Source organism: Campylobacter sp. RM6914 (assembly GCF_004803835.1).
Lineage (GTDB): Bacteria > Campylobacterota > Campylobacteria > Campylobacterales > Campylobacteraceae > Campylobacter_A > Campylobacter_A californiensis.
In genome coordinates this window covers 1,164,193-1,187,374 of sequence record NZ_CP012545.1, presented here as the reverse complement: position 1 = coordinate 1,187,374, position 23,182 = coordinate 1,164,193, and the positions used below count along the sequence as shown (strand labels likewise).

At 37.2% G+C, this 23,182-nt stretch carries 28 protein-coding genes; 19 read left to right on the top strand and 9 right to left on the bottom strand.

Features of this window, described 5'->3' with window-relative positions; all coding sequences use genetic code 11:
- Positions 1–59: 59 nt before the first annotated feature.
- From CCAL_RS06145 to rplS, 16 genes are all read left to right on the top strand, one after another.
- Positions 60–809, top strand: a complete 750-nt coding sequence (locus CCAL_RS06145) for a chemotaxis protein (protein ID WP_169937298.1) — start codon at positions 60–62, stop codon at positions 807–809.
- Positions 809–2,071, top strand: a complete 1,263-nt coding sequence (locus CCAL_RS06140; RefSeq protein ID WP_170015699.1) for a peptidase U32 family protein — start codon at positions 809–811, stop codon at positions 2,069–2,071. The genes CCAL_RS06145 and CCAL_RS06140 overlap by 1 nt, the downstream gene beginning before the upstream one ends.
- Complete coding sequence (purE, locus tag CCAL_RS06135) at positions 2,068–2,562, top strand: 5-(carboxyamino)imidazole ribonucleotide mutase (protein WP_169937302.1); 495 nt, start codon at positions 2,068–2,070, stop codon at positions 2,560–2,562. Before CCAL_RS06140 ends, purE begins: the two co-directional genes overlap by 4 nt.
- A gap of 9 nt (positions 2,563–2,571) precedes the next feature.
- Positions 2,572–3,045 carry a DUF3972 domain-containing protein gene (locus tag CCAL_RS06130; protein ID WP_169937304.1) on the top strand — a complete coding sequence of 158 codons (474 nt, stop codon included), beginning with the start codon at positions 2,572–2,574 and terminating at the stop codon, positions 3,043–3,045.
- Positions 3,045–3,467 carry a GyrI-like domain-containing protein gene (locus CCAL_RS06125; protein ID WP_172285072.1) on the top strand — a complete coding sequence of 141 codons (423 nt, stop codon included), beginning with the start codon at positions 3,045–3,047 and terminating at the stop codon, positions 3,465–3,467. Before CCAL_RS06130 ends, CCAL_RS06125 begins: the two co-directional genes overlap by 1 nt.
- Positions 3,468–3,478: 11 nt before the next feature.
- Entirely contained in the window at positions 3,479–4,336 is an 858-nt protein-coding gene (gene glyQ / locus CCAL_RS06120) for a glycine--tRNA ligase subunit alpha (RefSeq protein WP_170015753.1), read from the top strand.
- Complete coding sequence (locus CCAL_RS06115) at positions 4,333–5,055, top strand: Nif3-like dinuclear metal center hexameric protein (protein ID WP_169937307.1); 723 nt, start codon at positions 4,333–4,335, stop codon at positions 5,053–5,055. Before glyQ ends, CCAL_RS06115 begins: the two co-directional genes overlap by 4 nt.
- Before the next feature lie 12 nt (positions 5,056–5,067).
- Positions 5,068–5,775: a zinc ribbon domain-containing protein gene (locus CCAL_RS06110; RefSeq protein WP_169937309.1), complete on the top strand. Its 708-nt coding sequence runs from the start codon at positions 5,068–5,070 to the stop codon at positions 5,773–5,775.
- A 7-nt stretch (positions 5,776–5,782) separates the two neighbouring features.
- Positions 5,783–6,925, top strand: a complete 1,143-nt coding sequence (waaA, locus tag CCAL_RS06105; protein ID WP_170015695.1) for a lipid IV(A) 3-deoxy-D-manno-octulosonic acid transferase — start codon at positions 5,783–5,785, stop codon at positions 6,923–6,925.
- Positions 6,915–7,673 (top strand): RluA family pseudouridine synthase, encoded by a 759-nt coding sequence (locus CCAL_RS06100; RefSeq protein ID WP_170015693.1) that lies wholly within the window; start codon positions 6,915–6,917, stop codon positions 7,671–7,673. Before waaA ends, CCAL_RS06100 begins: the two co-directional genes overlap by 11 nt.
- A 64-nt stretch (positions 7,674–7,737) precedes the next feature.
- The gene (gene ffh, locus CCAL_RS06095) at positions 7,738–9,078 is read left to right on the top strand and encodes a signal recognition particle protein (protein WP_170015691.1); all 1,341 of its coding nucleotides are present in this window, start codon (positions 7,738–7,740) and stop codon (positions 9,076–9,078) included.
- A 66-nt stretch (positions 9,079–9,144) separates the two neighbouring features.
- Positions 9,145–9,375 carry a 30S ribosomal protein S16 gene (gene rpsP / locus CCAL_RS06090; RefSeq protein ID WP_169937317.1) on the top strand — a complete coding sequence of 77 codons (231 nt, stop codon included), beginning with the start codon at positions 9,145–9,147 and terminating at the stop codon, positions 9,373–9,375.
- A gap of 4 nt (positions 9,376–9,379) precedes the next feature.
- Positions 9,380–9,625: a KH domain-containing protein gene (locus tag CCAL_RS06085; protein WP_169937319.1), complete on the top strand. Its 246-nt coding sequence runs from the start codon at positions 9,380–9,382 to the stop codon at positions 9,623–9,625.
- Positions 9,615–10,145 carry a ribosome maturation factor RimM gene (gene rimM / locus CCAL_RS06080; RefSeq protein WP_170015689.1) on the top strand — a complete coding sequence of 177 codons (531 nt, stop codon included), beginning with the start codon at positions 9,615–9,617 and terminating at the stop codon, positions 10,143–10,145. The genes CCAL_RS06085 and rimM overlap by 11 nt, the downstream gene beginning before the upstream one ends.
- Positions 10,142–10,828, top strand: coding sequence for a tRNA (guanosine(37)-N1)-methyltransferase TrmD (gene trmD, locus CCAL_RS06075; protein ID WP_169937322.1), 687 nt, complete (start codon positions 10,142–10,144; stop codon positions 10,826–10,828). The genes rimM and trmD overlap by 4 nt, the downstream gene beginning before the upstream one ends.
- 14 nt (positions 10,829–10,842) lie before the next feature.
- Positions 10,843–11,199, top strand: coding sequence for a 50S ribosomal protein L19 (gene rplS / locus CCAL_RS06070; RefSeq protein WP_169937324.1), 357 nt, complete (start codon positions 10,843–10,845; stop codon positions 11,197–11,199).
- Positions 11,200–11,403: 204 nt separating this feature from the next.
- On the opposite strand, the gene CCAL_RS06065 is transcribed toward rplS, so the two are convergent.
- From CCAL_RS06065 to alaS, 4 genes are read right to left on the bottom strand one after another with little or no spacing between them, the layout of a single operon-like run.
- Positions 11,404–13,332 carry a transglycosylase domain-containing protein gene (locus CCAL_RS06065; RefSeq protein WP_170015687.1) on the bottom strand — a complete coding sequence of 643 codons (1,929 nt, stop codon included), beginning with the start codon at positions 13,330–13,332 and terminating at the stop codon, positions 11,404–11,406.
- Positions 13,329–13,874 (bottom strand): septum formation inhibitor Maf, encoded by a 546-nt coding sequence (maf, locus tag CCAL_RS06060; protein ID WP_169971434.1) that lies wholly within the window; start codon positions 13,872–13,874, stop codon positions 13,329–13,331. Before maf ends, CCAL_RS06065 begins: the two co-directional genes overlap by 4 nt.
- On the bottom strand, positions 13,874–14,371 hold the full coding sequence (locus CCAL_RS06055) for a 3-isopropylmalate dehydratase (protein ID WP_170015685.1): 498 nt from the start codon (positions 14,369–14,371) through the stop codon (positions 13,874–13,876). Before CCAL_RS06055 ends, maf begins: the two co-directional genes overlap by 1 nt.
- Positions 14,371–16,923 (bottom strand): alanine--tRNA ligase, encoded by a 2,553-nt coding sequence (alaS, locus tag CCAL_RS06050; protein ID WP_170015683.1) that lies wholly within the window; start codon positions 16,921–16,923, stop codon positions 14,371–14,373. Before alaS ends, CCAL_RS06055 begins: the two co-directional genes overlap by 1 nt.
- A gap of 244 nt (positions 16,924–17,167) precedes the next feature.
- Here alaS and CCAL_RS06045 point away from each other — a divergent pair, with 244 nt between their 5' ends.
- The 3 genes from CCAL_RS06045 to CCAL_RS06035 are packed head-to-tail and all read left to right on the top strand — an operon-like array spanning position 17,168 to position 19,455.
- Positions 17,168–18,040 carry a Gfo/Idh/MocA family oxidoreductase gene (locus tag CCAL_RS06045; protein WP_169937332.1) on the top strand — a complete coding sequence of 291 codons (873 nt, stop codon included), beginning with the start codon at positions 17,168–17,170 and terminating at the stop codon, positions 18,038–18,040.
- Positions 18,037–18,966 (top strand): ferrochelatase, encoded by a 930-nt coding sequence (gene hemH / locus CCAL_RS06040; protein ID WP_170015681.1) that lies wholly within the window; start codon positions 18,037–18,039, stop codon positions 18,964–18,966. Before CCAL_RS06045 ends, hemH begins: the two co-directional genes overlap by 4 nt.
- A gap of 39 nt (positions 18,967–19,005) precedes the next feature.
- Positions 19,006–19,455 (top strand): response regulator, encoded by a 450-nt coding sequence (locus CCAL_RS06035; RefSeq protein ID WP_170015679.1) that lies wholly within the window; start codon positions 19,006–19,008, stop codon positions 19,453–19,455.
- Here the strand turns inward: CCAL_RS06035 and CCAL_RS06030 are convergent.
- Genes CCAL_RS06030 through CCAL_RS06010 form a run of 5 tightly spaced genes read right to left on the bottom strand, consistent with a single transcriptional unit; the run spans position 19,447 to position 23,179 of the window.
- A complete protein-coding gene (locus CCAL_RS06030) occupies positions 19,447–21,279 on the bottom strand; it encodes a peptidoglycan D,D-transpeptidase FtsI family protein (RefSeq protein WP_169937338.1) in 1,833 nt (610 codons plus the stop codon). The genes CCAL_RS06035 and CCAL_RS06030 overlap by 9 nt on opposite strands.
- Before the next feature lie 6 nt (positions 21,280–21,285).
- Positions 21,286–21,579, bottom strand: coding sequence for a flagellar hook-basal body complex protein FliE (fliE, locus tag CCAL_RS06025; RefSeq protein ID WP_169937340.1), 294 nt, complete (start codon positions 21,577–21,579; stop codon positions 21,286–21,288).
- Entirely contained in the window at positions 21,576–22,079 is a 504-nt protein-coding gene (flgC, locus tag CCAL_RS06020) for a flagellar basal body rod protein FlgC (RefSeq protein WP_170015677.1), read from the bottom strand. The genes fliE and flgC overlap by 4 nt, the downstream gene beginning before the upstream one ends.
- Positions 22,080–22,088: 9 nt before the next feature.
- Complete coding sequence (gene flgB / locus CCAL_RS06015; RefSeq protein ID WP_169937344.1) at positions 22,089–22,523, bottom strand: flagellar basal body rod protein FlgB; 435 nt, start codon at positions 22,521–22,523, stop codon at positions 22,089–22,091.
- Positions 22,524–22,576: 53 nt separating this feature from the next.
- Positions 22,577–23,179 (bottom strand): thioredoxin domain-containing protein, encoded by a 603-nt coding sequence (locus CCAL_RS06010; protein ID WP_169937346.1) that lies wholly within the window; start codon positions 23,177–23,179, stop codon positions 22,577–22,579.
- Between the last annotated feature and the right edge of the window lie 3 nt (positions 23,180–23,182).

Here is a 23,182-nt window from a genome sequence, read left to right as displayed (position 1 = left end):
GTAGATAAATTTAAGCCTATTGATTGTATAATCGCACAATCATACCAATAGGAGTTTTTATGACCCAAGAAGAACTTGATGCGCTTATGGCAGGCGGTCTTGACGACATTATGGACGAAGAGACAGCCGAGCCTGATACGCAAGATAAAGTTGATTCTTCCGTTGAAACAAAACAAGAAACAGCCCCTGTAAAGCAGGAAAAAGAGTCGGAAGATAATGATATTGACGAGGAATTTGTAAAAGGTTACAGGGTAAATCCGCAAACCGCATGGCCACCTCCACCGCCTACAGATGATCATAAAATGGTAAACCAGCTTGATGATGTTACGAAAGACAGCGAGAAGAAAGCCACTGAAATGTTTGATAAACTTGATGTTATCAACGGTTTTTTCATGAATGCTGAGAGTTCATGTGGCGATCTTAAGAAAGATATTGATAAAAATATAGAAATTTTTACTACGTTAAGTGAGAAATTTCCGGGCGTAGATGCATTTTTGGAAGCTCTTAAACGTAACGAGAGCATGAAAGAAACTGTCGAAAACACTATCGGCGATATCCAAATGGGACAAGACGAGATAATGATGGCTATGGATATGATGCAGTATCAAGATATCCATCGTCAAAAAATCGAGCGTGTCATAAATGTCATGAGAGCGCTTAGTAAGTATATGAGTAGCTTGTTTGAAGGTAGGATAGATGATGATAAGCGCGTTAGCTCGGCTGTTCACATCGTGGGTGATACTACGACCGAAAACTTAGTAAGCAACGATGATATAGAAGCGCTTATCGAAAGTTTGGGTAATAAATAGTGTTAAAGCCCGAATTATTAAGCCCTGCAGGAAATTTAACTAAACTTAAAATAGCCCTTGAATACGGCGCAGATGCCGTCTACGCCTCTGTGGCTAGTTTTAGTTTACGCACACGCTCGGCTAGAGAATTTAGTCTAGAAAGCTTTGAAGAAGGCATAAGATATACTCATGAAAAAGGAAAGAAATTTTATGTTACCATAAATGCATTTCCTTTTAATGGGCAGATCGAGCCGTTAAAGCGCCACTTACAAACAGTTTCAGCTATGAAACCTGATGCTTTTTTGATCTCAACTCCAGGCGTAATGAGTCTTGCAAAGGAGATAGCTCCTGATATTGACATACACTTAAGTACACAGGCAAATGTGATGAACTATCTTGATGCTAGAATTTATCATGAAATGGGTGCGTCACGCATAGTTGTGGCTCGCGAGATGAGTCTAAAGGATGTCATCAAGATAAAGGAAATGCTACCTAATCTCGAAATAGAAATTTTTGTTCACGGCTCTATGTGTTTTGCTTATTCTGGTAGATGTTTGGTTAGTGCTGTGCAAAGCGGACGACAGTCAAATCGCGGAAGTTGCGCGAATGATTGCCGTTTTAAATACGAACTTTATGCTAAAAATCCAGAAAGCGGGACTTTGTTCCGATTGGAAGAAGATCCTGAAGGCGGTACGCATGTTATGAACGCAAAGGATTTAAGCCTTATCTCTCATATCGATGAAATAGTAAAATCAGGCGTCATAGACAGCTGCAAAATAGAAGGCAGGACAAAGAGCGAGTATTATGCGGCATGTGCTACGCGTGCTTACAGAATGGCGATAGATGACGCGGCAAGTGGTAAATTTAAGCGAGAAAAGTATGAATTTGAGATAAATACGCTTAAAAACCGCGGCTTTACGGACGGATATCTAGTAAGTCGTCCTTACGAACGAGTCGATACTCAAAACCACACCAGTAGCTTGGAAGAGGGCACTCATCAAGTTCATGCGATAAGCGAAGATGGGGAATTTATAAAGTGTAAATTTAAGATCGTCGCTAATGAGGCTTACGAGATAGTATCTCCGCTTGATAGTATTATAGAAGTCGGCGAAAGCGAGCTTGGAAGTGTTTATGATAACAATGGAAAGTTTTGGCTGGAATTTAAACAGCTTGTGAGTAAAAAAGGTAAAATTTTCGAAGAGATCCACAGCGGTAACGAAAACGAGATAAAACTACCTATAAAACTACCTAAATTTAGTTTTCTAAGAAAGGAATTTAAGTGAAATTTGTTTCTATTATAATGGGAAGTAAGAGCGACTACGAGATAGTAAGTGAAGCGGCAAAACTACTTGAAAAATTTGAAGTAAAATACGAACTCATTATTAGCTCTGCTCACAGAAGTCCGGAAAGAACGCATGAATACGTAAAAAATGCCGAAGTAAAAGGCGCACAAGTCTTCATAGCAGCAGCTGGAATGGCGGCTCACTTGGCAGGCGCGATCGCGGCAAATACCACAAAACCTGTTATCGGTATACCTATGGCCGGTTCTGCATTGGGTGGAGTGGATGCTCTTTACTCAACAGTGCAAATGCCAAGTGGAATGCCGGTGGCAACACTCGCGATAGGTAAGGCGGGAGCGATAAATTCTGCTTATCTTGCCATGCAAATTTTAGCGTTAAGCGATGATGTTTTAGCTAAAAAACTTAAGGAAGACAGAAAGGCGAAAGAGGAGGCTTTAAAGGCTGACTCGGCAAAGGTTGAAGTTATACTTTAAGGAGGGTGGATGCAGACTTTTTTAAAGATAGATGAGTTTTGCAAACTTGTGCATTTAGAGCGTGAAGTCATCGAAGGCATGATAGAGCGCGGTGTGTTAAATACAAAAATTGAAGAAGACGGCGAAATTTACATCGAAGCTTCGCAAGGAACCATGAGTGTAGTGCCTACAACAAGTTCAAATTTAAGCGTAAATATGAACGCGATTGCGGGCGAGAGTTTTGTAGAAAAAACTATCGGAACGATTTTAAATTTACATGAAAAAGTTCTTGATGCAAAAGACGAAACGCTTGAAGTTTTAAGAAACGAGAATAAATTTTTAAAAGAAGCGCTGTTTTCCATGCAAGAACTTTACGATGAAGACAGAAAGACTATAGAAACACTAACGGATCAACTTAAAATTTCGCAAGATGAGGTTGAGTTTTTAAAACGTAAATACAAACTTATGTGGAACAAGGCGGTCGAAAATTTCAAGGATAATTAGTGCAAATAATTAATCTAAAAGAGGATTTTGAAATTTATGGCTTAAAAGCTATAACAGATAATTCTAGCGAAATGAGTCGTTGTGGCAAGATAACTAGTTTATGGAAAGAATTCTTAAGTTTAGGTTTTGGTGATTTAGATGAAATTTATGCAGTTTATCATGAGTATGAAAGCGATATAAACGGCTTTTGCTCTTTGATCGTAGGTGCTAAAAATTTAGAACGCAAAGATAGCCGGAAGGTTTTTGTTAAAAATGGCAAATATGCTATGTTTAGCAAGGATGGCACAGGAGAGAGTGTTACGATAGAGCTTTGGCATGAAATTTGGAGCTTTTTTAAAAGCTCGAATTTGCAAAGAGTCTATGAGAGCGATTTTGAAAAACATTTAAAAGATAAAATAGAAATTTACATATCAATAAAATAAGGAAACAAATGATAACTTTTTCAGAGATAATCTTAAATTTACAAAATTATTGGCGTGAGCAAGGTTGTGTTATTGTTCAACCTTACGATATGCCAGCAGGTGCAGGAACATATCATCAAGCGACATTTTTAAGAAGCCTTGGTAAAAAGCCGTGGGCGACTGCCTATGTTGCACCGTCTCGTCGTCCGACAGACGGAAGATACGGTGAAAATCCAAATCGCCTAGGTGTGTATTATCAGTTTCAAGTACTTATCAAGCCAAGCCCAAAAAACATCCAAGAGCTATATCTAAAAAGCCTTGAAAAACTAGGACTTGACCTGAAAAACCATGATATTCGCTTTGTAGAAGATAACTGGGAGAGTCCGACGCTTGGTGCTTGGGGACTAGGCTGGGAAGTTTGGCTTGATGGTATGGAAGTAACGCAGTTTACATACTTTCAGCAAGTTGGTGGCATAACTTGTGACTTAGTAAGCGGAGAGATAACTTACGGTCTTGAAAGACTTGCCATGTATTTGCAAGATAAAGACAGCGTTTATGATATCGTATGGGATGATAAAAACGGTATGGTAACATATGGCGATGTGCATAAACAAGGCGAATTTGAATGGAGTAAATACAACTTTGAAGTAGCCGATGTTAATATGCTTTTTAATCAATTTGAAAGCGCATTTAATGAATGCAAGCGTTGTTTGGAGGCTGAAATTTCGCTTCCTGCGTATGATTATTGCATGATGGCGGCTCATACTTTTAATGTTCTTGATGCAAGAGGTGCGATCTCTGTTACGCAAAGACAAGAGTATATCTTAAAAATCCGCGAGCTTGCCAAATCCTGCGCCTTAACATATCTTAAATCCCAAGAGCAGCAGTGAAAATTTTTGACATTTACGAACACTTAAACAAGATAGCCCCGTTTGACACACAAGAGGAGTGGGATAATAGTGGACTTATTGTCGGATCGTTTGAGAGTGAGTTTGAGCAAATTTATCTAAGCCTTGACATAGATAGTGAGCTGGTTGATAAAATGAAGCCAAATTCACTTTTAATAACTCATCATCCGCTTATATTTAAAGGACTTAAAGTGATAAATCTTGCCAAGTATCCAAGTGGCATAATCGCTGAAATGATTAAAAAAAATATAAGCTTAATTTCGATGCATACAAACTTTGATAAAGCTGTTTTAAACAGATATTTTGTAACTGAAATTTTAGGCTTTGATATTTCAAGGTCTGATGAATTTTTGATCTATTGTGATGTAAATTTAAATTTTAAAGAGCTTGTGGATTTGGTAAAAGACAGGTTAAATTTAAATCAAATTCGTACTGTCTATGCAAAAGATGAGATAAAAACTATAGCTATTTGCACTGGAAGCGGAGCTGATTTAATGCCTTATGTAAAGGCCGATGTGCTTTTAACGGGTGATATAAAATATCATCAAGCGCTAGAAGCTAGAGAAAATTTGCTAAATTTAATAGATATAAATCACTACGAGAGCGAGCAGTATTTTGGGGAGTCTTTGGCAAAATATTTGCAAAATCTTGGAGTTTTGATTATAATATCTAATTCGAAAAACCCATTCACACATTTTTAAGGAAACACTAAAATGAATAAATATTTACAACAGCTAGTTGAGCTTTCAAAATTTGATAAAGAGATCGACGATTTTACTCCTCGTATCGAAAACGTTCAAAAAACTTACAGAGTAACAAAAGAAGAATGTGATGCCATAAGCGCAAATATCGAGCAGTTGGACAATGAAGTAAGCGATATCAAAGTTCAAAAAAGTCAAACAAATGCACACATAGCCGAATTTGCAGCAAAGATCAAAGATGTAGCAAAAAAAAGTGGTTTAGCCAAGAGCGAAAAAGAGGTAAAAGCTCTTAATCTTGAAGAAGAGATCGCCAAAGAGCAACTTGAAGCTGCAAACGAAGAGATAGCTAGACTTGAAAAGATAATTGATAGCAAAAATGCAAGTAAGGAAGAGTTAGTAGCTAAAAAGAGCGAGCTAGAGGCTAAACTCACACAGATAGAAGCGGAAATTTCGTCAGAGCTTGAGGCTATTGAGAAAGAAAGAGCTGAAGTTTATGCACAAAAAACTAAGCTTGTAGGCGAGATGAACCAAAAAATTCTTACATTTTATGAGAAAATTCGCAAATGGGCTCATAATTCAGCTGTTGTTCCTGTTAGAAAACAAGCATGCTACGGCTGTTTTATGCAGATAAATGATAAAACTTTTGCAGCTGTAGTTCGTGCTGAAGATATCGTCACTTGCCCTCATTGCGGTAGAATTTTATATAAAGAAAATATTTAAGCCCCTCGTGGTAGCGATTTATTATATCTTAGCTTTGATCGCATGGTTGATCGGAGCTATTTTTTTACTCCCTTTAAGCCTTAAAAAGAAATACCGCAGCGCTATACCGGCTCGGTTTTTTCTTTTTAATAACCCAAAATTTAAAGACGCCAAAGTTCATTTTCATGCTTGCAGTTATGGTGAGATTCAGGCTTTAACGCCGATCATGAGAAAATTTGAGGATAAGGCGATAAGCGTAGTGACGCATACCGGTTTTGAAGCAGCAAAAAAAATAAGCCAGAATTCACGGTTTTTACCATTTGAGATATTTTTACCATTTTGGCTTAAAAAAAGTAAAATTTTAGTTATTTTTGAAGCCGAACTTTGGCTCATGCTTGTTTTTGTGGCTAAGCTAAATGGCTCAAGGGTTATTTTGATAAACGCCAGAATTTCAGATAGAAGTTATGCTAGATATAAGAAATTTAGTTTTTTTTATGCTACTATTTTTAGATACATAGACCAAGTTTATGCGCAAAGCGATCTAGATAAAGAAAGACTTATGAGTCTTGGAGCAAAAGATATAAAAGTAGCTGGCAATGTCAAATCAGCGTTTGCCTCACAACCTGGTAAAATTTATAAAAAGCCTAAAGAAAGGGTTATAGTTTTAGCAAGCACGCATGAAGGTGAAGAGAAAATGCTACTTGAAAATTTGAAGTTAAGCAAAAATGACAAGCTTGTTATAGCCCCAAGACATCCTGAGAGATTTGCAAGTGTTGGCGAGTTTGTAAAAGAATGGTCGCATAAGCACGGCTTTGAGTTTGATAAATTTAGTCAAAACGGAAATTTTAATAGACAAATAACTTTACTTGATACGCTCGGTGAGCTCGTAAATGTTTATGCTATAAGTGACGTGGTAGTGCTTGGGGGAAGTTTTGTTTCTGGTATTGGCGGACACAACCCAATAGAGTGTGCAAATTTTAATCCTATTCTTGTGAGTGGCGAGCATGTATTTAACCAAAAAGCACTATTTAGGCTTGTAAGTGGAGTAAAATTTATCAAAACAAATGAGCTAAATGATGTTTTAAGTCTTTACAAAGAGCGTGCAAGGATTATTAACAAGGCCGATATTACGGTGATTATAGATGATATTAGGAGTAGTTATGAGCAGTGAAAAAGCATATAAGCTTTTGGCTTTGCAAGAGGGAATTTCAAACAACGAAGCAAAGGCACTAATCGACGATGGTTTTGTGTATGCAAAAGGGCAGAAAATTCTCATAGCTCGTGCGCTAATGGGGGCAAATACACGCTTTAATGTTCAAGAAGTACCAAAGCCAAGCGTGATTTTTGAAGATGAAAATTTGATCGCAATAAATAAACCGGCTTTTATTACGAGTGAAAAGATAAGCGAAATTTATAAATTTCCGCTTCTTCATCGTTTGGATAAAGAAACAAGCGGTGTTTTACTGCTTGTTAAAGATGAAGAATTTGCCAAAAAAGCAATAGAAGAATTTAAGCATATGCGCGTTGCTAAAACCTATGTTGCTGCAATTAAAGGCATAGTGAGTGAAGAAATTAATATAAATGAGCCGATTTTAACCATTAAAACAAAGGGTGGTGCTCACTCTAAAATTTCAAAAGATGGTAAAGAGGCCATCTCGAAAGTAACGCCACTTATGGTTGTCGGCAAAAAGTCACTTGTAAAAGTCGAAATAAAAACAGGAAGAACTCATCAGATAAGGGTTCATTTATCAAGTGTTAATGCACCTATAGTTGGTGATGAAAAATACGGTAAAAATCGTTCAGCTAGAATGTATCTACATGCCTATTATATCGGGCTTTTGGGTTATAATTTTAAAGCTAATATTCCTAAAGATTTTAATGCGTTAGGGTTTGAAATTTCAAATAAATTTGAGATTTAAAGAGCGATAAAGAAAAAATTTAGTAAAATGCGCCGTTTAATATATAAATTTAGAAAGGTAAATAGTGTTTGAACAAATCAGTGAGTCGTTTAGATTAGCCGTCAGCAAGATACGTTTTGTAGATGATGAAAAGGCTTTGAAAAACGCATTTGATGTGCTTAAAAAAGCTCTTTTAAAAGCTGATGTTCATCATAAAGTTACCAAGGATTTATTAAGCGCGATCGAAAGCGAGATAAAACAAACTAGTATCGGTCAAAAGCAATTTTTAGATGCTATAAAATTAAAGCTGACAGAAATTTTAACAGCTCCTGGCAATCAAGGCTTTGTTTATGCTCAAACAGCTCCCACCATCGTGTTGATGGCCGGCTTGCAAGGATCCGGAAAAACCACAACTACGATAAAACTAGCAAATTATTTAAAGCTTCGCAAGAAGAAAGTTCTTGTTGCTGCATGTGATTTACAACGTTTGGCTGCAGTTGAACAACTTCGTCAGCTTTGTGTTGCTAATGAAATCGATCTATTTTTTATAGAAAATGAAAATGACCCTGTTAAAGTTGCCAAAGAGGCACTAGTAAAAGCTAAAAGCGGTCTTTATGATGTGCTTTTAGTTGATACGGCAGGTCGTTTGGCTATAGATGAAGCTTTAATGGGTCAAATAAAAGATGTTAAGAGTGCCATAAATCCACATGAAATTTTCTATGTAGCTGACGCTATGAGTGGTCAAGATGGCGTGCGTTCTGCAGCTAGCTTTAATGAAGCGCTAAATATCAGCGGTGCAATACTTTCAAAATTTGACTCTGATAGCAAGGGTGGTGTTGCTATCAGCATAGCAAAACAGTTAGGAATTCCACTTAGGTTTGTTGGTACCGGTGAGAAAGTTGCCGATTTAGAAAGCTTCATACCAGACCGTATAGTCGGTCGCATAATGGGCGAGGGCGACCTTGCTACTCTTGTAGAAAAAACAAGTTCTATTATTGATGAAAAAGAAGCTAAGCGCTTAAATCAAAAGATAAAAAAGGGACAATTTAACTTTAACGACTTTTTAGAACAAATGGAGAGCGTAAAAAAACTAGGTTCTATGAAATCCCTAATAGGTATGATACCTGGTCTTAGCAATATGGCAAATCAGATCAAAGACATAGATCTTGATAACTCAAAAGAAATTTTGCATATAAAAGCTATGATAAATTCAATGACGCAAAAAGAGCGTGAAAATCCCGAGCTTTTAAACAATAGCAGAAAACGTCGTCTAGCAGCCGGCTCTGGGCTATCTCAAGTAGAGGTTAATCGTTTTTTAAAACAGTTTGAAAATGCCTCCAAGCTTGCAAAGAAATTTTCAGGTAAAGGCGGTGCTAAAGGGCTTGCAAATATGCTAAGTCAAGCCAATATGAATAGACCCAGATAGGGTTTAAATTTGGATAATTCGTTATCTAAATTTAAGCATTATTTAAAAATTTTAAGGAGAAATATAATGGCAACCGTAGTAAGACTAACAAGAATGGGACGCAAAAAAAGACCATTTTATCGTATAGTTGTAACAGATAGTAGAAAAAGACGTGATAGCGGCTGGATAGAGAGTATCGGCTACTACAATCCAATGGTAGAGCCTGAAGTTGTAAAATTTGACGCTGAAAGACTAGCATACTGGAAAGGCGTTGGCGCTAAACTTAGCGATAGAGTTGAACAAATAACAAGCAAATAAATTTATGGTTGAAAATTTTTTATACGAATATGCTAAGCTTATAGCCGACTTTCCTGAAAAGATAAAAGTTGAGCGTGTGGAGCTTGGCGAGAATTTTGCCGAGATTATTATAAATGCCGATAAGGTTGATACCGGTAAGTTGATAGGAAAAGATGGCAAGATGATAAATGCCATAAAAACTGTCATTATCGGATGTAAGGCAAAAGACTCCACTAGCTACAGGGTAACGGTAAAAGCTTTTGAAGAGTGAAAATCTCGAAGTAGCTATAATAGGCAAAACCGTCGGACTTAGGGGCTATGTAAAGCTTCACAATAAAAGTGACTTCCCTGAGCAGTTTAAAAAAGACGCTAAATTTTTTGACAAAGACGGTAATTGGCTTATTATAAAAAATTATGACAAAACACGCGGTGAGGCTTTGTTTGTTGGTTTTGAAAGTATTGAAGCTGCAAAAGAGCTAACTAACCGCGTCATTTATACTACTGTCGAGCAAACTAGAAAAGATTGCAAGCTTAAGAGAGATGAATTTTTTTATTTTGACATTATCGGACTTAAGATACTGGAAAATGGTGAAATTTTAGGCATAGTTGATGATATTGAAGAAATTTCAAGCTCAAATCTTTTATTTATCAAAACTAGCCCAAGCCTAGCTGAACAAGGCTTTGCAAAAAGCTTTTATATACCGTATATAGACGAATTTATTACCAGTGTTGATCTAGAAAAACAAGAAATTTCAACTAAAAACGCAAAAGCAATTCTTGAAAATTCATGAAATTTAGCTTTGTATCTTTATTTCCACAGTTAATAGAACCATACTTTAAAGACTCAATCCTTGCAAGGGCAGTATCTTCTAATAAGATCAATCTCTCTTTTGTCAATCCTCGTGATTATACAAAACAAAAAAATTTAAAAGTTGATGAGTATATGATAGGCGGTGGCGCAGGTCTTTTGATGTTTGCACAGCCGATTGATGACGCTTTGAGTGAGATAAAAAAAAATGATAAGAGTGTGCATATTATTTTTTTAACTCCGGCTGCAAAGAAATTTAATCAAAATGATGCCAAAAGATTAGCCAAAAAAGATCATATCTGTTTTGTTTGTGGCAGATATGAGGGTATCGATGAGAGAATCATTGAAATGTGGGCTGATGAAGTTTTTAGCATAGGCGATTATGTGCTAACTGGTGGGGAGCTTGGCGCTCTTTGTATGAGTGATGCAATATCTAGAAATATAGATGGAGTGCTTGGCAATAATGAGAGTTTGGCAGTGGAGAGTTTTGAGGATAATTTGCTTGAAGCTCCATCCTTTGCTAAGCCTGACCTCTTTAAAGGTAGTTTTGTTGTTTCAGAGTTTTTAAAGGGAAATCATGGTAAAATCCAGTCTTTAAAAAACAGGATGGCGCACTGCAAAACAAAGTTCTTCCGCCCTGATTTATACCAAAAAATTAAGCCATAATTTAAGGACAAACTATGAGAAATAAGTATATTGAAGCATTTGAGAATGCTCAAATCGCAAGCAAAACTGTGCCTGAATTTCGTGCGGGTGATACACTTCGTGTAGCTATTCGTATTAAAGAGGGCGATAAGACTAGGGTTCAAAATTTTGAAGGTGTCTGTATAGCTAGACGCGGAAGTGGCGTAGGTGAGACATTCATGATCAGAAAAATCGGCGCAAACAGTGTAGGCGTTGAGAGAATTTTCCCTATTTATAGCGAAAGTATCGAAGAGATCACTGTATTAAGACGTGGTCGTGTTAGACGTGCTAAACTATTTTATCTACGCAATTTACGCGGTAGAGCTGCTAAGATCCGCGAACTTAGAAAATAAAAATATAAATTTCAAAGGTTTTTCCTTTGAAATTTTTCTTCTTTAAAGTATATCATCCATTATTCCACTTTTTCTTTGTGATTTAGTTATTGTTTTTATTTAAATTTTTAGTTGACTGTATTTATTTGAAAATTTGATTTGATGGTTTGTATAAATTTGTCGCTATGATAAAACTAAAATACCATAACGATAAAGGCAAGCGGTTTAAAACATTAAACCGTTATTTTCTTGCTCTTGTATTATTTCGTTTGCAGGTATTATCTCAGGTAAAGGTGAGTCGTTTGTGTATAACTCGTCTACTCCATTGTAAATACCTTTATAAACGCCTTCAGGCTGTTCGAATACGCGTCTTACTGTCGGGTATTGTTTTATGTATGTTTCCATAAATTTCTTAAAGACCGGCGCCGCAGTTCTACCACCGCCTTCTATCTTTTTCATTGGCGAATTGTCGTCATTGCCGTACCAGATTATGGCTTGAACATCAGGCGTAAAACCGCAAAACCAAGCGTCTATGTTATTGTTTGTTGTGCCTGTTTTGCCTGCTACTTGTATGCCATTTATTTTGGCATTACGACCGGTTCCATTGTTAACGACGTTTTTAAGAAGATCTATCATTAAAAATGCTTGTTCAGGCTTTAAAACCTGTTCTTTTTTTGCTTCGTAATTTACAACCGCGCCAAAGCTATTTTCTACATATTTTATAAGTATCGGCTCGACAATCTCTCCCTCGTTTGGAAACATTGAGTAAAATTTAGCAAAATTTACAGGCGATATACCAAAGCTTCCAAGTGCGATGGATAAATTTTCCGGTATATTTTGAAAGCCTATGTTTGAAAGCTTTGCTCTAACAGAGCTAAGACCTAGGTCGTTTAGCAAATTTATAGTTGCTAGGTTTCTTGACTGTGTTAGGGCTGATTTTAAGCTAATGTAGCCTTGAAAGCCGCCACTGTAGTTTTTAGGCGTCCACTCTTTGCCGTTGCCCATATCAAAGCTTCGCGCTATGTCTGCTAGTTGTGATACTACCGAGTATCCCTCATCAAGCGCGATTTGATAGATAAAAGGCTTAAAGCTTGAGCCAGGTTGTCTTGCACTCTGGGTTGCACGGTTGTAACTACTTTTTGAGTAATCAACCCCACCAACAAGTGCTAAAATATGTCCGGTCTGAGGCTGCGTAACGACTATCGCGCCATTTAGTATGTTTGCATTTGCTTTTTTATCACGCTTTAAAATTTCGTTATATCCGTATATTAGGGCTTCATTTGCCATTTTTTGCACATTAAGATCTACGGTGCTATAAATTTTATATCCACCGGTTCTTATATCGTCAACTCTTTTTGAGACTTCTTTTATGATCTCATCTACTACATACGGAGCCTTATTTTTGCTTAAGGTGTCGTCAAATACAGCAGGCTCTTCGAGTATGCCTTTGCGATACTCTTCTTCGTTTAGCCAACCTATCGTATACATGCGTTCAAGAACTCTGTTTGCGCGCCCTAAAGATAGGTCTAAATGCTTTGTAGGGTCATAAGAGCTTGGTGCTTTTGGTAAGCCTACTAGCATGGCTATCTCTTTTATGCTAAGCTCTTTTAAGTCTTTTCTAAAGTATCCATCTGCAGCTGTTTTAATGCCGTAATATCCGTGACCAAAATATACGTGATTTAAGTATCGTTCTATGATCTGCTCTTTGTCTAGTTCGGTTTCAAGCTTAATGGCTAAGACGATCTCTTTGATCTTTCGCGTTATCTTTTTTTCGCTACTTAAAGCTAAATTTTTAACAAGCTGCTGGGTAAGAGTGCTCGCTCCTTCGACAAATCTACCTGCTTTTATATCTTTTATAACAGCTCTTACTATAGCTTCGTAGTTTATGCCTCCATGCTCAAAATAGCTAGTATCTTCTATGGCAACAAGCGCTTCAACTACTCTTGAGGGAATTTCTTCGTATTTTACATAGACTCTATTTTCCTCAAAGATATTTGCTATAAGTTCGTTGTTTCTATCAAAAATTTGAGTTGTAAGCTTTGGCTTGTAGTCGATTATACTATATGCATCAAAGCGAACCTGTGAGTAAATATATACAAAGCCGCCACCAAGAGCAAGAGCTCCTGCAAAAAATATCCATAAAATATATTTCATAAATATGCCTTTAAAAGTTCGACATTTAGCCCTCTTGCAGTGCTTGTATTGCCGATTTGTTTTATGATATATTTTTTGTTAAAACCTTCTACCATCATCGCTCCCGCTTTGTCTTTGTATTCACCGTTTTTGATATACTCTTTTATGTCTTCTTCTTTAAAATTTGCAAATTTATATGCAGTTTCGCTAACGTTTATAAATTCAAAATCCTCTGCTAAAAATATCATTGCCGTAAAAACTGAAGCGATATTGCCGCTTTGCAGGTTAAGCATATTAATAGCATCTTGCTTGTTTTTTGCCTTGCCTAAAATTTTACCGTCACAAGCTACACAGCTATCTGCAAAGATGACATTTTTTACATCCGGATATAGTTTTAAAAACTGCTCTTTTTTGGATTTTACGACATTTTGAACATAGATATGTGGCTCACATTGATCACTCACATCGTTCTCGTTAAAATCAAATGAAATTTGTTTAAATTTTATGCCGTTCTCGGTTAAAATTTTAGCTCTTGTTTGTGAACTTGAAGCAAGTGTTAACATTAAAAATCCTTATAAGCAACGCCTAGATAAACGGCTATGAATGATACTATTAAATTTAAAGGAGTAAAGTAGATGATAATAACGACTAGGCTTTCATGAAGCGTTATCTTTTCTCGAATTTTTAGTGCAACAAGTGCCTTTTTGTAGTGATAAAACATATAGCTAAGATTTAGTGTTAAAAACAGCCATAGTGTCCACTTTGTCGCAAGTATAGCCGTAGCCATCGGGTCTGCTGATCTTAATGACGCATCTTGATTGCTAAATAAAAAGCTACTTGCTGCGATAACAAATAGTGATATTATCAAAAAAATACCAAATTGTCTTAAAAATCTTATAGTTAAAAACACCTTGTCTGTGCTTTTGCATCTATTTGATAAAAGATATCTGCCAAATATCAGCAAGCCAAGCTGAAGTCCTATAAAAACGGCGGCAGACGCTATATGTAAAAAGGGCAAAAATTGCCCTAAACGCGCAAAAGCTATGTCGTATTCGATCATTAGATGAGTTTTTCCTTTGCAAATTCAAGTGCTGCTTTTGTGGCATCTTGAATTTTTGATGTATCTTTACCGCCTGCTGTTGCGAAGTCATCCTTGCCTCCGCCATTACCGCCTAAAATTTGAGCCGTCATTTTAACCCATTCGCCTGCTTTTATGCTAGCGTTTTTCACACCTGCCGCGATAGCGACTTTATCGTCTTTTACTTGCATAAATAGCACAGCAGTGCGTTCATTTGCGTTTTTGATCTCATCTATCGCAGTTTTTATATCGCCGCTTTCTAAAATTTCAACGCACACTTTTACGCCATTAATGTCGCTTAAATTTATAGCTTTTGAGCTACCTGCATTTTTAAGCTCGTCCTTTAAGCTTTTTATCTCAGTTTTTAGCTTTTTAATCGCGATTATCGGTTCTATGCTCTTTAGCTCGGTTTTAATCTCATCTAGCTCGGCGTGTAAATTTTTAGCTAAATTTAGGGCTGCCTTTGAGCAAACAGCCTCGATCCTGCGCACACCGGCACTTACGCCACTCTCTTTGGTTATAAAAAATGCTCCGATCTCATTTAAATTATGCACATGAGTTCCTCCGCAAAGCTCCTTGCTAACCTCGCCAAAACTTAGCACGCGCACTTTATCGGCGTACTTCTCGCCAAATAGTGCGATCGCACCGCTATTCTTAGCATCTTCTATATCCATTATCTGGGTTTTTGCCGCTTCGCCTTTTACTATGGCGTTTTGCACGAAGGCTTCTATTCTCGCAAGCTCCTCACTTGTGAGAGCCTTAGGATGAGAGAAGTCAAAGCGTAGTTTATCAGCCTCTACGCTTGATCCAGCTTGTGCGATATGTGTGCCTAGGACCTTTCTAAGTGCTGAGTGTAGGATGTGGGTAGCGCTGTGGTGGCGTGCTATCTCGCTTCGCTCACTGCTTACTTTTACGCTTACCTCGTCGCCTGTTTTTAGCTCTACATTTGCTTTAACACTCGATAAATTTAATCCGTGAAATTTTTGCGTATCAAGGATTTGCGCTTTGCCTGTTATCTCGCCGCTATCGCCGCATTGACCGCCGCTTTGCGCGTAAAATGGAGTCTTATCAAACATTACCCAGCCGTTCTCGCCGGCTTTTAGGCTATTTGTGCGCTTAAAGTCCTCATCAAGTATGGCTAAAATTTTACTCTGGCTATCAAGCGCTTCGTAACCTATAAATTCATTCTCACCAAACTCCTCTAAAAGCTCTTTAAAGTCGCCCTTTGCGCTCTTATCTCCACTGCCTTTCCAAGCGGCTTTTGCGCGTGCCTTTTGCTCGCTCATAAGCTCATCAAATTTTGCCTCATCGACCTTTAGATTTTTATCTCTTAGCATATCGGCAGTTAGATCTAGTGGGAAGCCAAATGTGTCATATAGCTTAAACGCAACTTCGCCGCTAAATATATCTTTTGTGCGTGTTAGCTCATCGTTAAACAGCTCAAGCCCCGAAGCGATCGTAGCGAAAAATCTCTCCTCTTCAAGTTTGATTTGCTCTTTTACCGCCTCTTTTTTCTCGTTTAGATACGCGTAGTGTCCGCCCATTAGCTCGCAAACCTTATCGACAAGCTTATACATAAACGGCTTTTTGATACCAAGCAGGTAGCCGTGGCGCACCGCACGACGTAAAATCCTGCGAAGCACGTATCCGCGACCCTCTTTATCAAAATTTACGCCCTGAGCCAGTAAAAAGGTAACCGAGCGGATATGATCACTAATGACGCGGTAGCTCGCACCTGTGGCGTACTCGTAAGGCTTACCGCAAAGTTTGGCGACCTCGTTTATATAAGGCATGAAAAGTGAGCTATCGTAGTTGCTAAATTTACCCTCTTTTATCGCGGTTACGCGCTCAAGTCCCATTCCGGTATCAATCGAGGGCTTTGGAAGTGTGGTTAGCTTGCCGTCCGCACTTCGCTCAAACTGCATAAATACTAAGTTCCAAATCTCCAAAAAGCGGTCTCCGTCACCGCCCATATAGTCCTCATCTGAGTTAAAATGCTCCGCGCCTTGATCGTAAAATATCTCAGAGCAAGGCCCGCAAGGTCCCGTATCGCCCATTTGCCAGAAGTTATCTTTATCACCGAATTTATAAATTCTCTCTTTTGCGATATGCTCTTGCCACATTCCGTAAGCTTCGTCATCGCTCTCATGAACTGTTACATATAGACGATCTTTTGGAAGTTTTAATACTTGCGTAACAAATTCCCAGGCGTATGCGATCGCGTCTTTTTTGAAGTATTCGCCGAAGCTAAAGTTTCCAAGCATCTCAAAAAATGTATGGTGACGAGCCGTGTAGCCGACGTTGTCTAAGTCGTTGTGCTTGCCGCCCGCTCTTATACAGGTTTGGCAACTTGTGCGGATAGGAGGAGTAGGGCGTGGAACTTCGCCGGTAAAAATACTTTTAAATGGCACCATTCCTGCATTTGTAAATAGCAGTGTCGCATCGTTTGGCACTAGCGGAGCCGACTCTATAACCTCGTGTCCCTTGCTTTTAAAATAGTCTAAATAAGCCTGTCTAACATCAAAATTTTGCATGTTTTTTCCTATAAATTATTTTAATTTTTTAGCGTTAATTTTATCTAAAAATCGTTTTTAAATTTATAAATTTACTAAAAAATGTCTTAGAGTTGGTAAAATAAAATTTTTTGCGCCATAAGCTTAGTGATATTTATAAATATAAGCTTAAAAACTTATAATAATGAAAATAAATCTTAAAATTTAGCTAAGTTTGAGTGAATAAAAAATATAATTAGAATAAAAATTTAAGAAAGGCTGCATAATGAAGCTTAAAATCGGCATTGTTGGGTATTCTGGTATTGCCAAAAAACACTATGCTATATTAAGGCGTTCTGATAAATTTGAAGTTTGCGGGGTGTTTGACGCTAGCTGTCGTGATGATCATTGTAGGGCTAAATTTTTTGATGATTTTAACAGTTTCATAGAAGAGGCCAAACCTCAAGCGATCGTGCTTTGCCTTTCTAGTGATGAGCTTGTTTTTGGCTTTTTTAAATGCGCCAAATACTGTAAAAATATACTAATCGCCGAGCCTAAATTTAAAAGTTTAAGCGAGATAAAAGAGATAAAATACGCCGCAACCACCAACAAGGCAAATGTCTGTAGCGGTATGAGCTTGAGGTTTAATCCGGTTATCACCTCGCTAAAACGCGCACTTGCAAAAGAAGAGGAAATTTATAGTATAAATATATCTCACTGTGTATCAATGCCTGGTAAAAATATCGTTAGAGAGCTTTGTATGTTTGATATCGATCTTGCTAAAATTTTAAGCAATAGTGAAATTTATGAATTTTCATACTCCGAGGCAAACAAAACTAACGCAAGGTCTGCTGATAATGTAGCCATGAAGCTTAAAACTAAAAATCAAATTTTAATAAACATTTCAAATTCTATCTCAAGCTGTATAAACCGTTTTGTGGTGGAAGTAAATGCTAAAAGTGGTGTTTATATAGGGGATCTAAGCGGAGTTAGACTTCATCAATTAAACGAATACGGACAGATAAATTTAAAGGTTTATCAAGACGAAAACGAGATAAAAACACAGTATGACGAGTTTTACAACCTTTGCCAGAGTGGTGAAAGCAGCGAGCTTTCAAACCTTGATGACCTAATCAAGATCAAAGAACTTTTTGCATGAAAAAACTGATACTTCTTCTAAATATGGGCGGTCCAAGAAAGAGCTGTGAAGTTGAAATTTTCTTAAAAAATATGTTTAACGATCCTTGTATTTTAGGGGTTAAAAATCCTTTTTTGCGTAAATTTTTGGCTTTTATGATAACAAAAATGAGGCTCAAATCAGCTCAAGAAAATTATAAGCAAATAGGCGGAAAGTCACCTATTTGTGAGATAACTCAAAGGCTTTGTGACAAGCTAAATCAAAACAATAAATTTGTATTTGACTATGCTATGAACTATACGCCACCATTTTGTAAAGAGGTTTTAAGCAGACATGAAAACGTAGACGAGATAGTTGTTTTTCCTCTTTATCCTCATTATTCTATCACGACCGTAACTTCAAGTTTAAACGACTTTTATAAAGCTTATAATGAGCTTGGCTTAAAGGCAAAAGTGCAAGAAGTGAGGTATTTTTACGAAAGTAAAGAGTATAATCAAATAATCATAAAAAACATAAAAGATAAAATATTAAGCATGGATGTGGGTGAAATTTCAATGATATTTTCAGCTCACTCCTTACCTCAAAAAATTATCAACAACGGCGATAGATACGAAGCGCATGTGAAAGAGCATGTTGAAATTTTAACAAATTTATTAGAAAAAGAGGGGTTAAATTTTAAAGATGTCAAGCTTGCATATCAGTCTCGTCTAGGTCCTGTTAAGTGGCTTGAGCCGTCTTTGAATGATGTTCTTTCTTTGCTTAAAAATAAAAAAGCTTTGATCTATCCACTGTCTTTTTGCGTGGATAATTCAGAGACGATTTTTGAGCTTGATGTTGAGTATAGACATATCGCAAAAGAGCTTGGTTTTGAGTTTTATGAGGTGTGCGAGTGTCCAAATGCCTCTGACGCTTTTGCGGAGTTTATAGTAAACAATATAAAGGAATAGTTTTTGCTTGTAAAATTTATCTTTTTAGAAAGGTAAAAAATGAAAGTTCAAAACAACTCTTTGGTTGATTTTCTATCGCAACTTGAAGCTGGTAAAAATGAAAAAAACAAGAGTTTGAAATTTGATGAAATTTTAAACTCAGCCCTTGAAAACAAGACAAGTAAAAACGATCTCTCGCAAGAAGTAGAAGACTTTAAGCAACGCCTTAGCGAGCTTGGCGCATATGGATATATAACACAACTAAATGAAGATAAAATCGAGCAAAAAATAGCTCAAAAAAGAAATGAGTTAATAGAAACGCTTGGCATAAACGATCCAAATAAAAGCAATGATCAGCGCAGTGAGCTTTTAAAGGTACTTGAGGAAATGCTAAGCGAGTATCGCAAGCAAATACAAAACTCCCTTGCGAGTCAGAGTATACTTGAAAAACAGCAACAACTTGCAGGAATCCGTTCTTGCAGAACTTTCTTTGGCGTAGGGCTAGTCTAAAATCCTACGCTCTTGTGTCTTTTTCTTATCTTTATCTTGCTCTTTTTTAGCATTTATTTGTGCGATTATGGCTTCATCCGGCACTAAGTAGCCCTCTTCAACCATCAAATCAATCGCCTTTTTAAATACGGGTAATGCGCTTTGTGCACCAAAATAATAGTATGGTTTTTGTGGATTTCTGGCTAGAACGCCTATGGTGTAGCTGTTACCTTTAGAGTCGTTTGCAAAACCGAAAAACGAACCGTTGTAGGTATTACTATATCCGCCTTTTCCTACGGCAATGTGCGCGGTGCCTGTTTTTCCACCTACCTCAAGTCCTGGAGTTTGGGCTTTTATGCCAGTTCCCTTATCTACGGTTTTTATTAAAATTCTTTTCATTATTTTTGCAGCTTCTTGGCTGATGATTTGCTTTGGTTCATCTTTTGGCAGTGTAAAATGTTTGCCGTTTTTTTCTAAAAACTCAACCAAATGAGGGGTTACTTCAACTCCTTTGTTGTTAAAGACGTTGTATGCCTTAAGCAGTTGCATAAAGGTTGATTGAAGTCCGTATCCGTAGCTAACGGTTGCTTTATATGTTTGAGAGTTTAGTCTTGTTGTGTTTGGTAGCATGCCGACTTGCTCGTAAGGCATGTCTATGCCGGTTTTTCTAGAAAAGCCAAAATTTAAAAGACCTTGATAAATTTCTGTACCGCTTAAGCGGTTTACTATCTCGATCATGCCGATGTTTGAGCTATATACTATAATGTCTTCCGCGCTCATAAAAGGCTCTGGGTGAGTATCCCTTATTATACGCTTTCCAAGTTGATAGCGACCATTGTGCGTATTTATGTTTTCAAGCGGATTTATCTTATTTTCTTGAAGCAATAATGCAAATATAAACGGTTTAAATACAGAACCTACTTCGTATGCGTATTCGGTTGCGGTTGAGTTTAGGGCAGGATAGTCGGTGCGTTTTATATTTGAGGGATCATATCTTGAGCTTGAGGCAAGAGATAAAATTTCACCTGTTTTGCTGTTCATTATACAGATAACAATTTCTTTTGCGTCTAAAAAACTTCGTCTTTCATCGAGGATTTGCTCAAGCTTTGTTTGAAATTTTAAAGGTATGGACAATATGGCGTTGTATCCGTCGATCCTGTTAGCTAAATTTGAATCACTTGTTAAGATGATGTTGCTTCCTACGTCTCGCGGTCCAAGAATTTTAGCATCTTGTATCGGAGCCAGGTAGTCTTCGTAGTATCTTTCTACTCCCTTTACACCGACTGTCTTTGTCATGTTGTCTTTTTCCGTTTTTTTAGTATACCCAAGAGCCGGTGCTATGGCATGAGCGGCCATGTATCTGCGGTTTTCGCCACTTTCGACTATGCTCATACCTTGAAATGAAACGTTGCCGTTTTTGTCTTGATAGGAGATAAGAATTTTTTTCCTGTTTAATTTTCTGGCCAATTCTTTTAAGTATGCTGCCCCTTTTGCGTCTATCTTGTAAGAAAGAGTAACTTGCCCGTTTGTGCCGTTTATGATCTTTCTTACGGCGTTTGGATCTTCTCCGCTGTAAAGCGAATAAAGTTTTATGAACATCTCTTTTTTGTTTGGATCGATGTTTCTTGTATCAAGCATGACTTTGTATAGTTTTTGGCTTGATGCAACACTAAAGCCGTCTTTTGTGATTATGCTTCCACGCAGTGCGGTGTTTATCTCGCTTGATTGAAGTCTTGGAAGTTTTCTCTCTATCGTTGCTCTATAAAATATAACCGCGACAAAAAGAAGAATTCCTAATGTGATAAATAAAAAAAGTATAGTTATTTTTGACTTTTTGGAATTCATAAAAAATTAAATTTGAGTTCTTGAAATTTCTTTATATGCGCTGATTGCTTTGTTGCGAATTTCAAGCATTAATTTCATACTCATATCTGCTTTGCCTATCGCGATAGCTGCTTGGTGTAGGTCTTTTACTTCGCCTGTGGCAAGGTCTGCAACGGCTTTGTCAGCATTTACTTGAACTTCGTTTAGCTCTTTTAGCGAGTTGTTTAATATGTTTTCAAATTCATTTTGATTTGCTTGGCTTACTTTTTTATTGTTTTGTGCTAAAGATGCTTCGTTTATGCCGTTTATATTATTTATCATGATGATTGTCCTGAAATTAGTTGTATCGCGCTTTGTGCGATAGTTTTAGCGCTTTGAAAAGCAGCTACGTTTGCCTGATACGCCCTTGTGGCTTCCAAAAGATCACTCATCTCTATAACCGGATTGATATTAGGGAAAACTACATATCCATTTACGTTTGCATCAGGATGGTTTGGATCGTATTTTAACATAAAGTCCTTATCGTCGCGAACAACTTTATCAACAACCACGCTCATAAGCGACGGATGTGCATTTTTGGGCGACGCTGGATCATCAAGAGGGTTTTCATACTCAAGCAAAGAGTCGTTATCTCTTATTTGTTCGTTTAAAATTTTATTAAAATCAATCGCTTTAAAAATAACTTCTTGTCTTCTATATGGTCCGCCTTCTGCGGTGCGTGTAGTTTGAGCATTTGCTATGTTTGAACTTATAACGTTCATTCTAAAGCGTTGCGCGCTAAGTCCGTATCCGCTTATATCAAAATCATTTAAGTAAGACATCATTTATCCTTATAGTTTACCACTGGACTCTATAACGTTTCTAAAGATCGATCCGTGGCGTCTATAGGCGTTATCAAGTGCGCTTAGCATAGTGGAGTTTTTGCTTAGCTCGGTTGTTTCTATATCAAGATCAACCGTATTTGCGTCATTTCTAGCCATATGACCGTCGCGCAAAAACACTTGTGCCCTATCGTTTCTTGGAAAATCCACCATAGGTATATGTGCGTCGTCGGTTTGAGCTAGATCTAGCTTGGTTGAGTTTGATCTGTTATAAATTTCATCCGCTTTTTGTCTAAGTGTTGTTTCGAAATTTATATCCCGTGCTTTATAAAAAGGAGTGTCAATGTTTGCTATATTGCCGGATATTAGTCTTTGACGCATCTCTCTTGCGCTCATAGCTTCGGCTACTAGATCAGATGACTTTGAATGTTGAAGTACAAACATTTTGTTCCTTTCTAAATTTTTATTATTGCAAGCAAAATTTGTTCCAAAGTAGGCTATTTTGCGCTTTGAATTCTTTCGATGTCACTTTTCATTTTGTCTATTTTTATACCGCCAAGATAATATTTAACTCCAAAATTTCCACTATCTACATCCGTTAAAAGCTGATATGCACCATCTTTTGTTACTACCTTAAACGGTAAGCTTATCTCGCGTTTATAATCTATATCGCGAGTGATTTGCTCTACCAAACGCTCATTTATCTTTTGGTTGTTTGCGATAAAGTAGTATCCATTGTATTTTTCTATAAATTCTTTTTGGACATATTCGTCTGTTACGTTTTCAAAGTAAGTAAGTCCGATAAGTATAAAATTTTCAACATTTTTTAGTTGGTATTCCATTAAATTTGGAGCTTCTTTTTGACAAGGAGGGCAAAATGTGCCAAATATATCAAACATTATGATCTTGTTTTCATCGCCTTTTATGTTAAATCCATTTTGCGTTCTTACAAGGGTTAGTTCTTTACCGGAAACGCTTGTTAATTTTATCTCTTCGCCTTTTGCGTATTCTTTAAAATTTAAAACACTCGTCTCTTTTTCTTCGCTACTGCAACCTAAGAATAAAAACATTGAGAGTAAAACAGTTAGAATTTTTTTCATTTT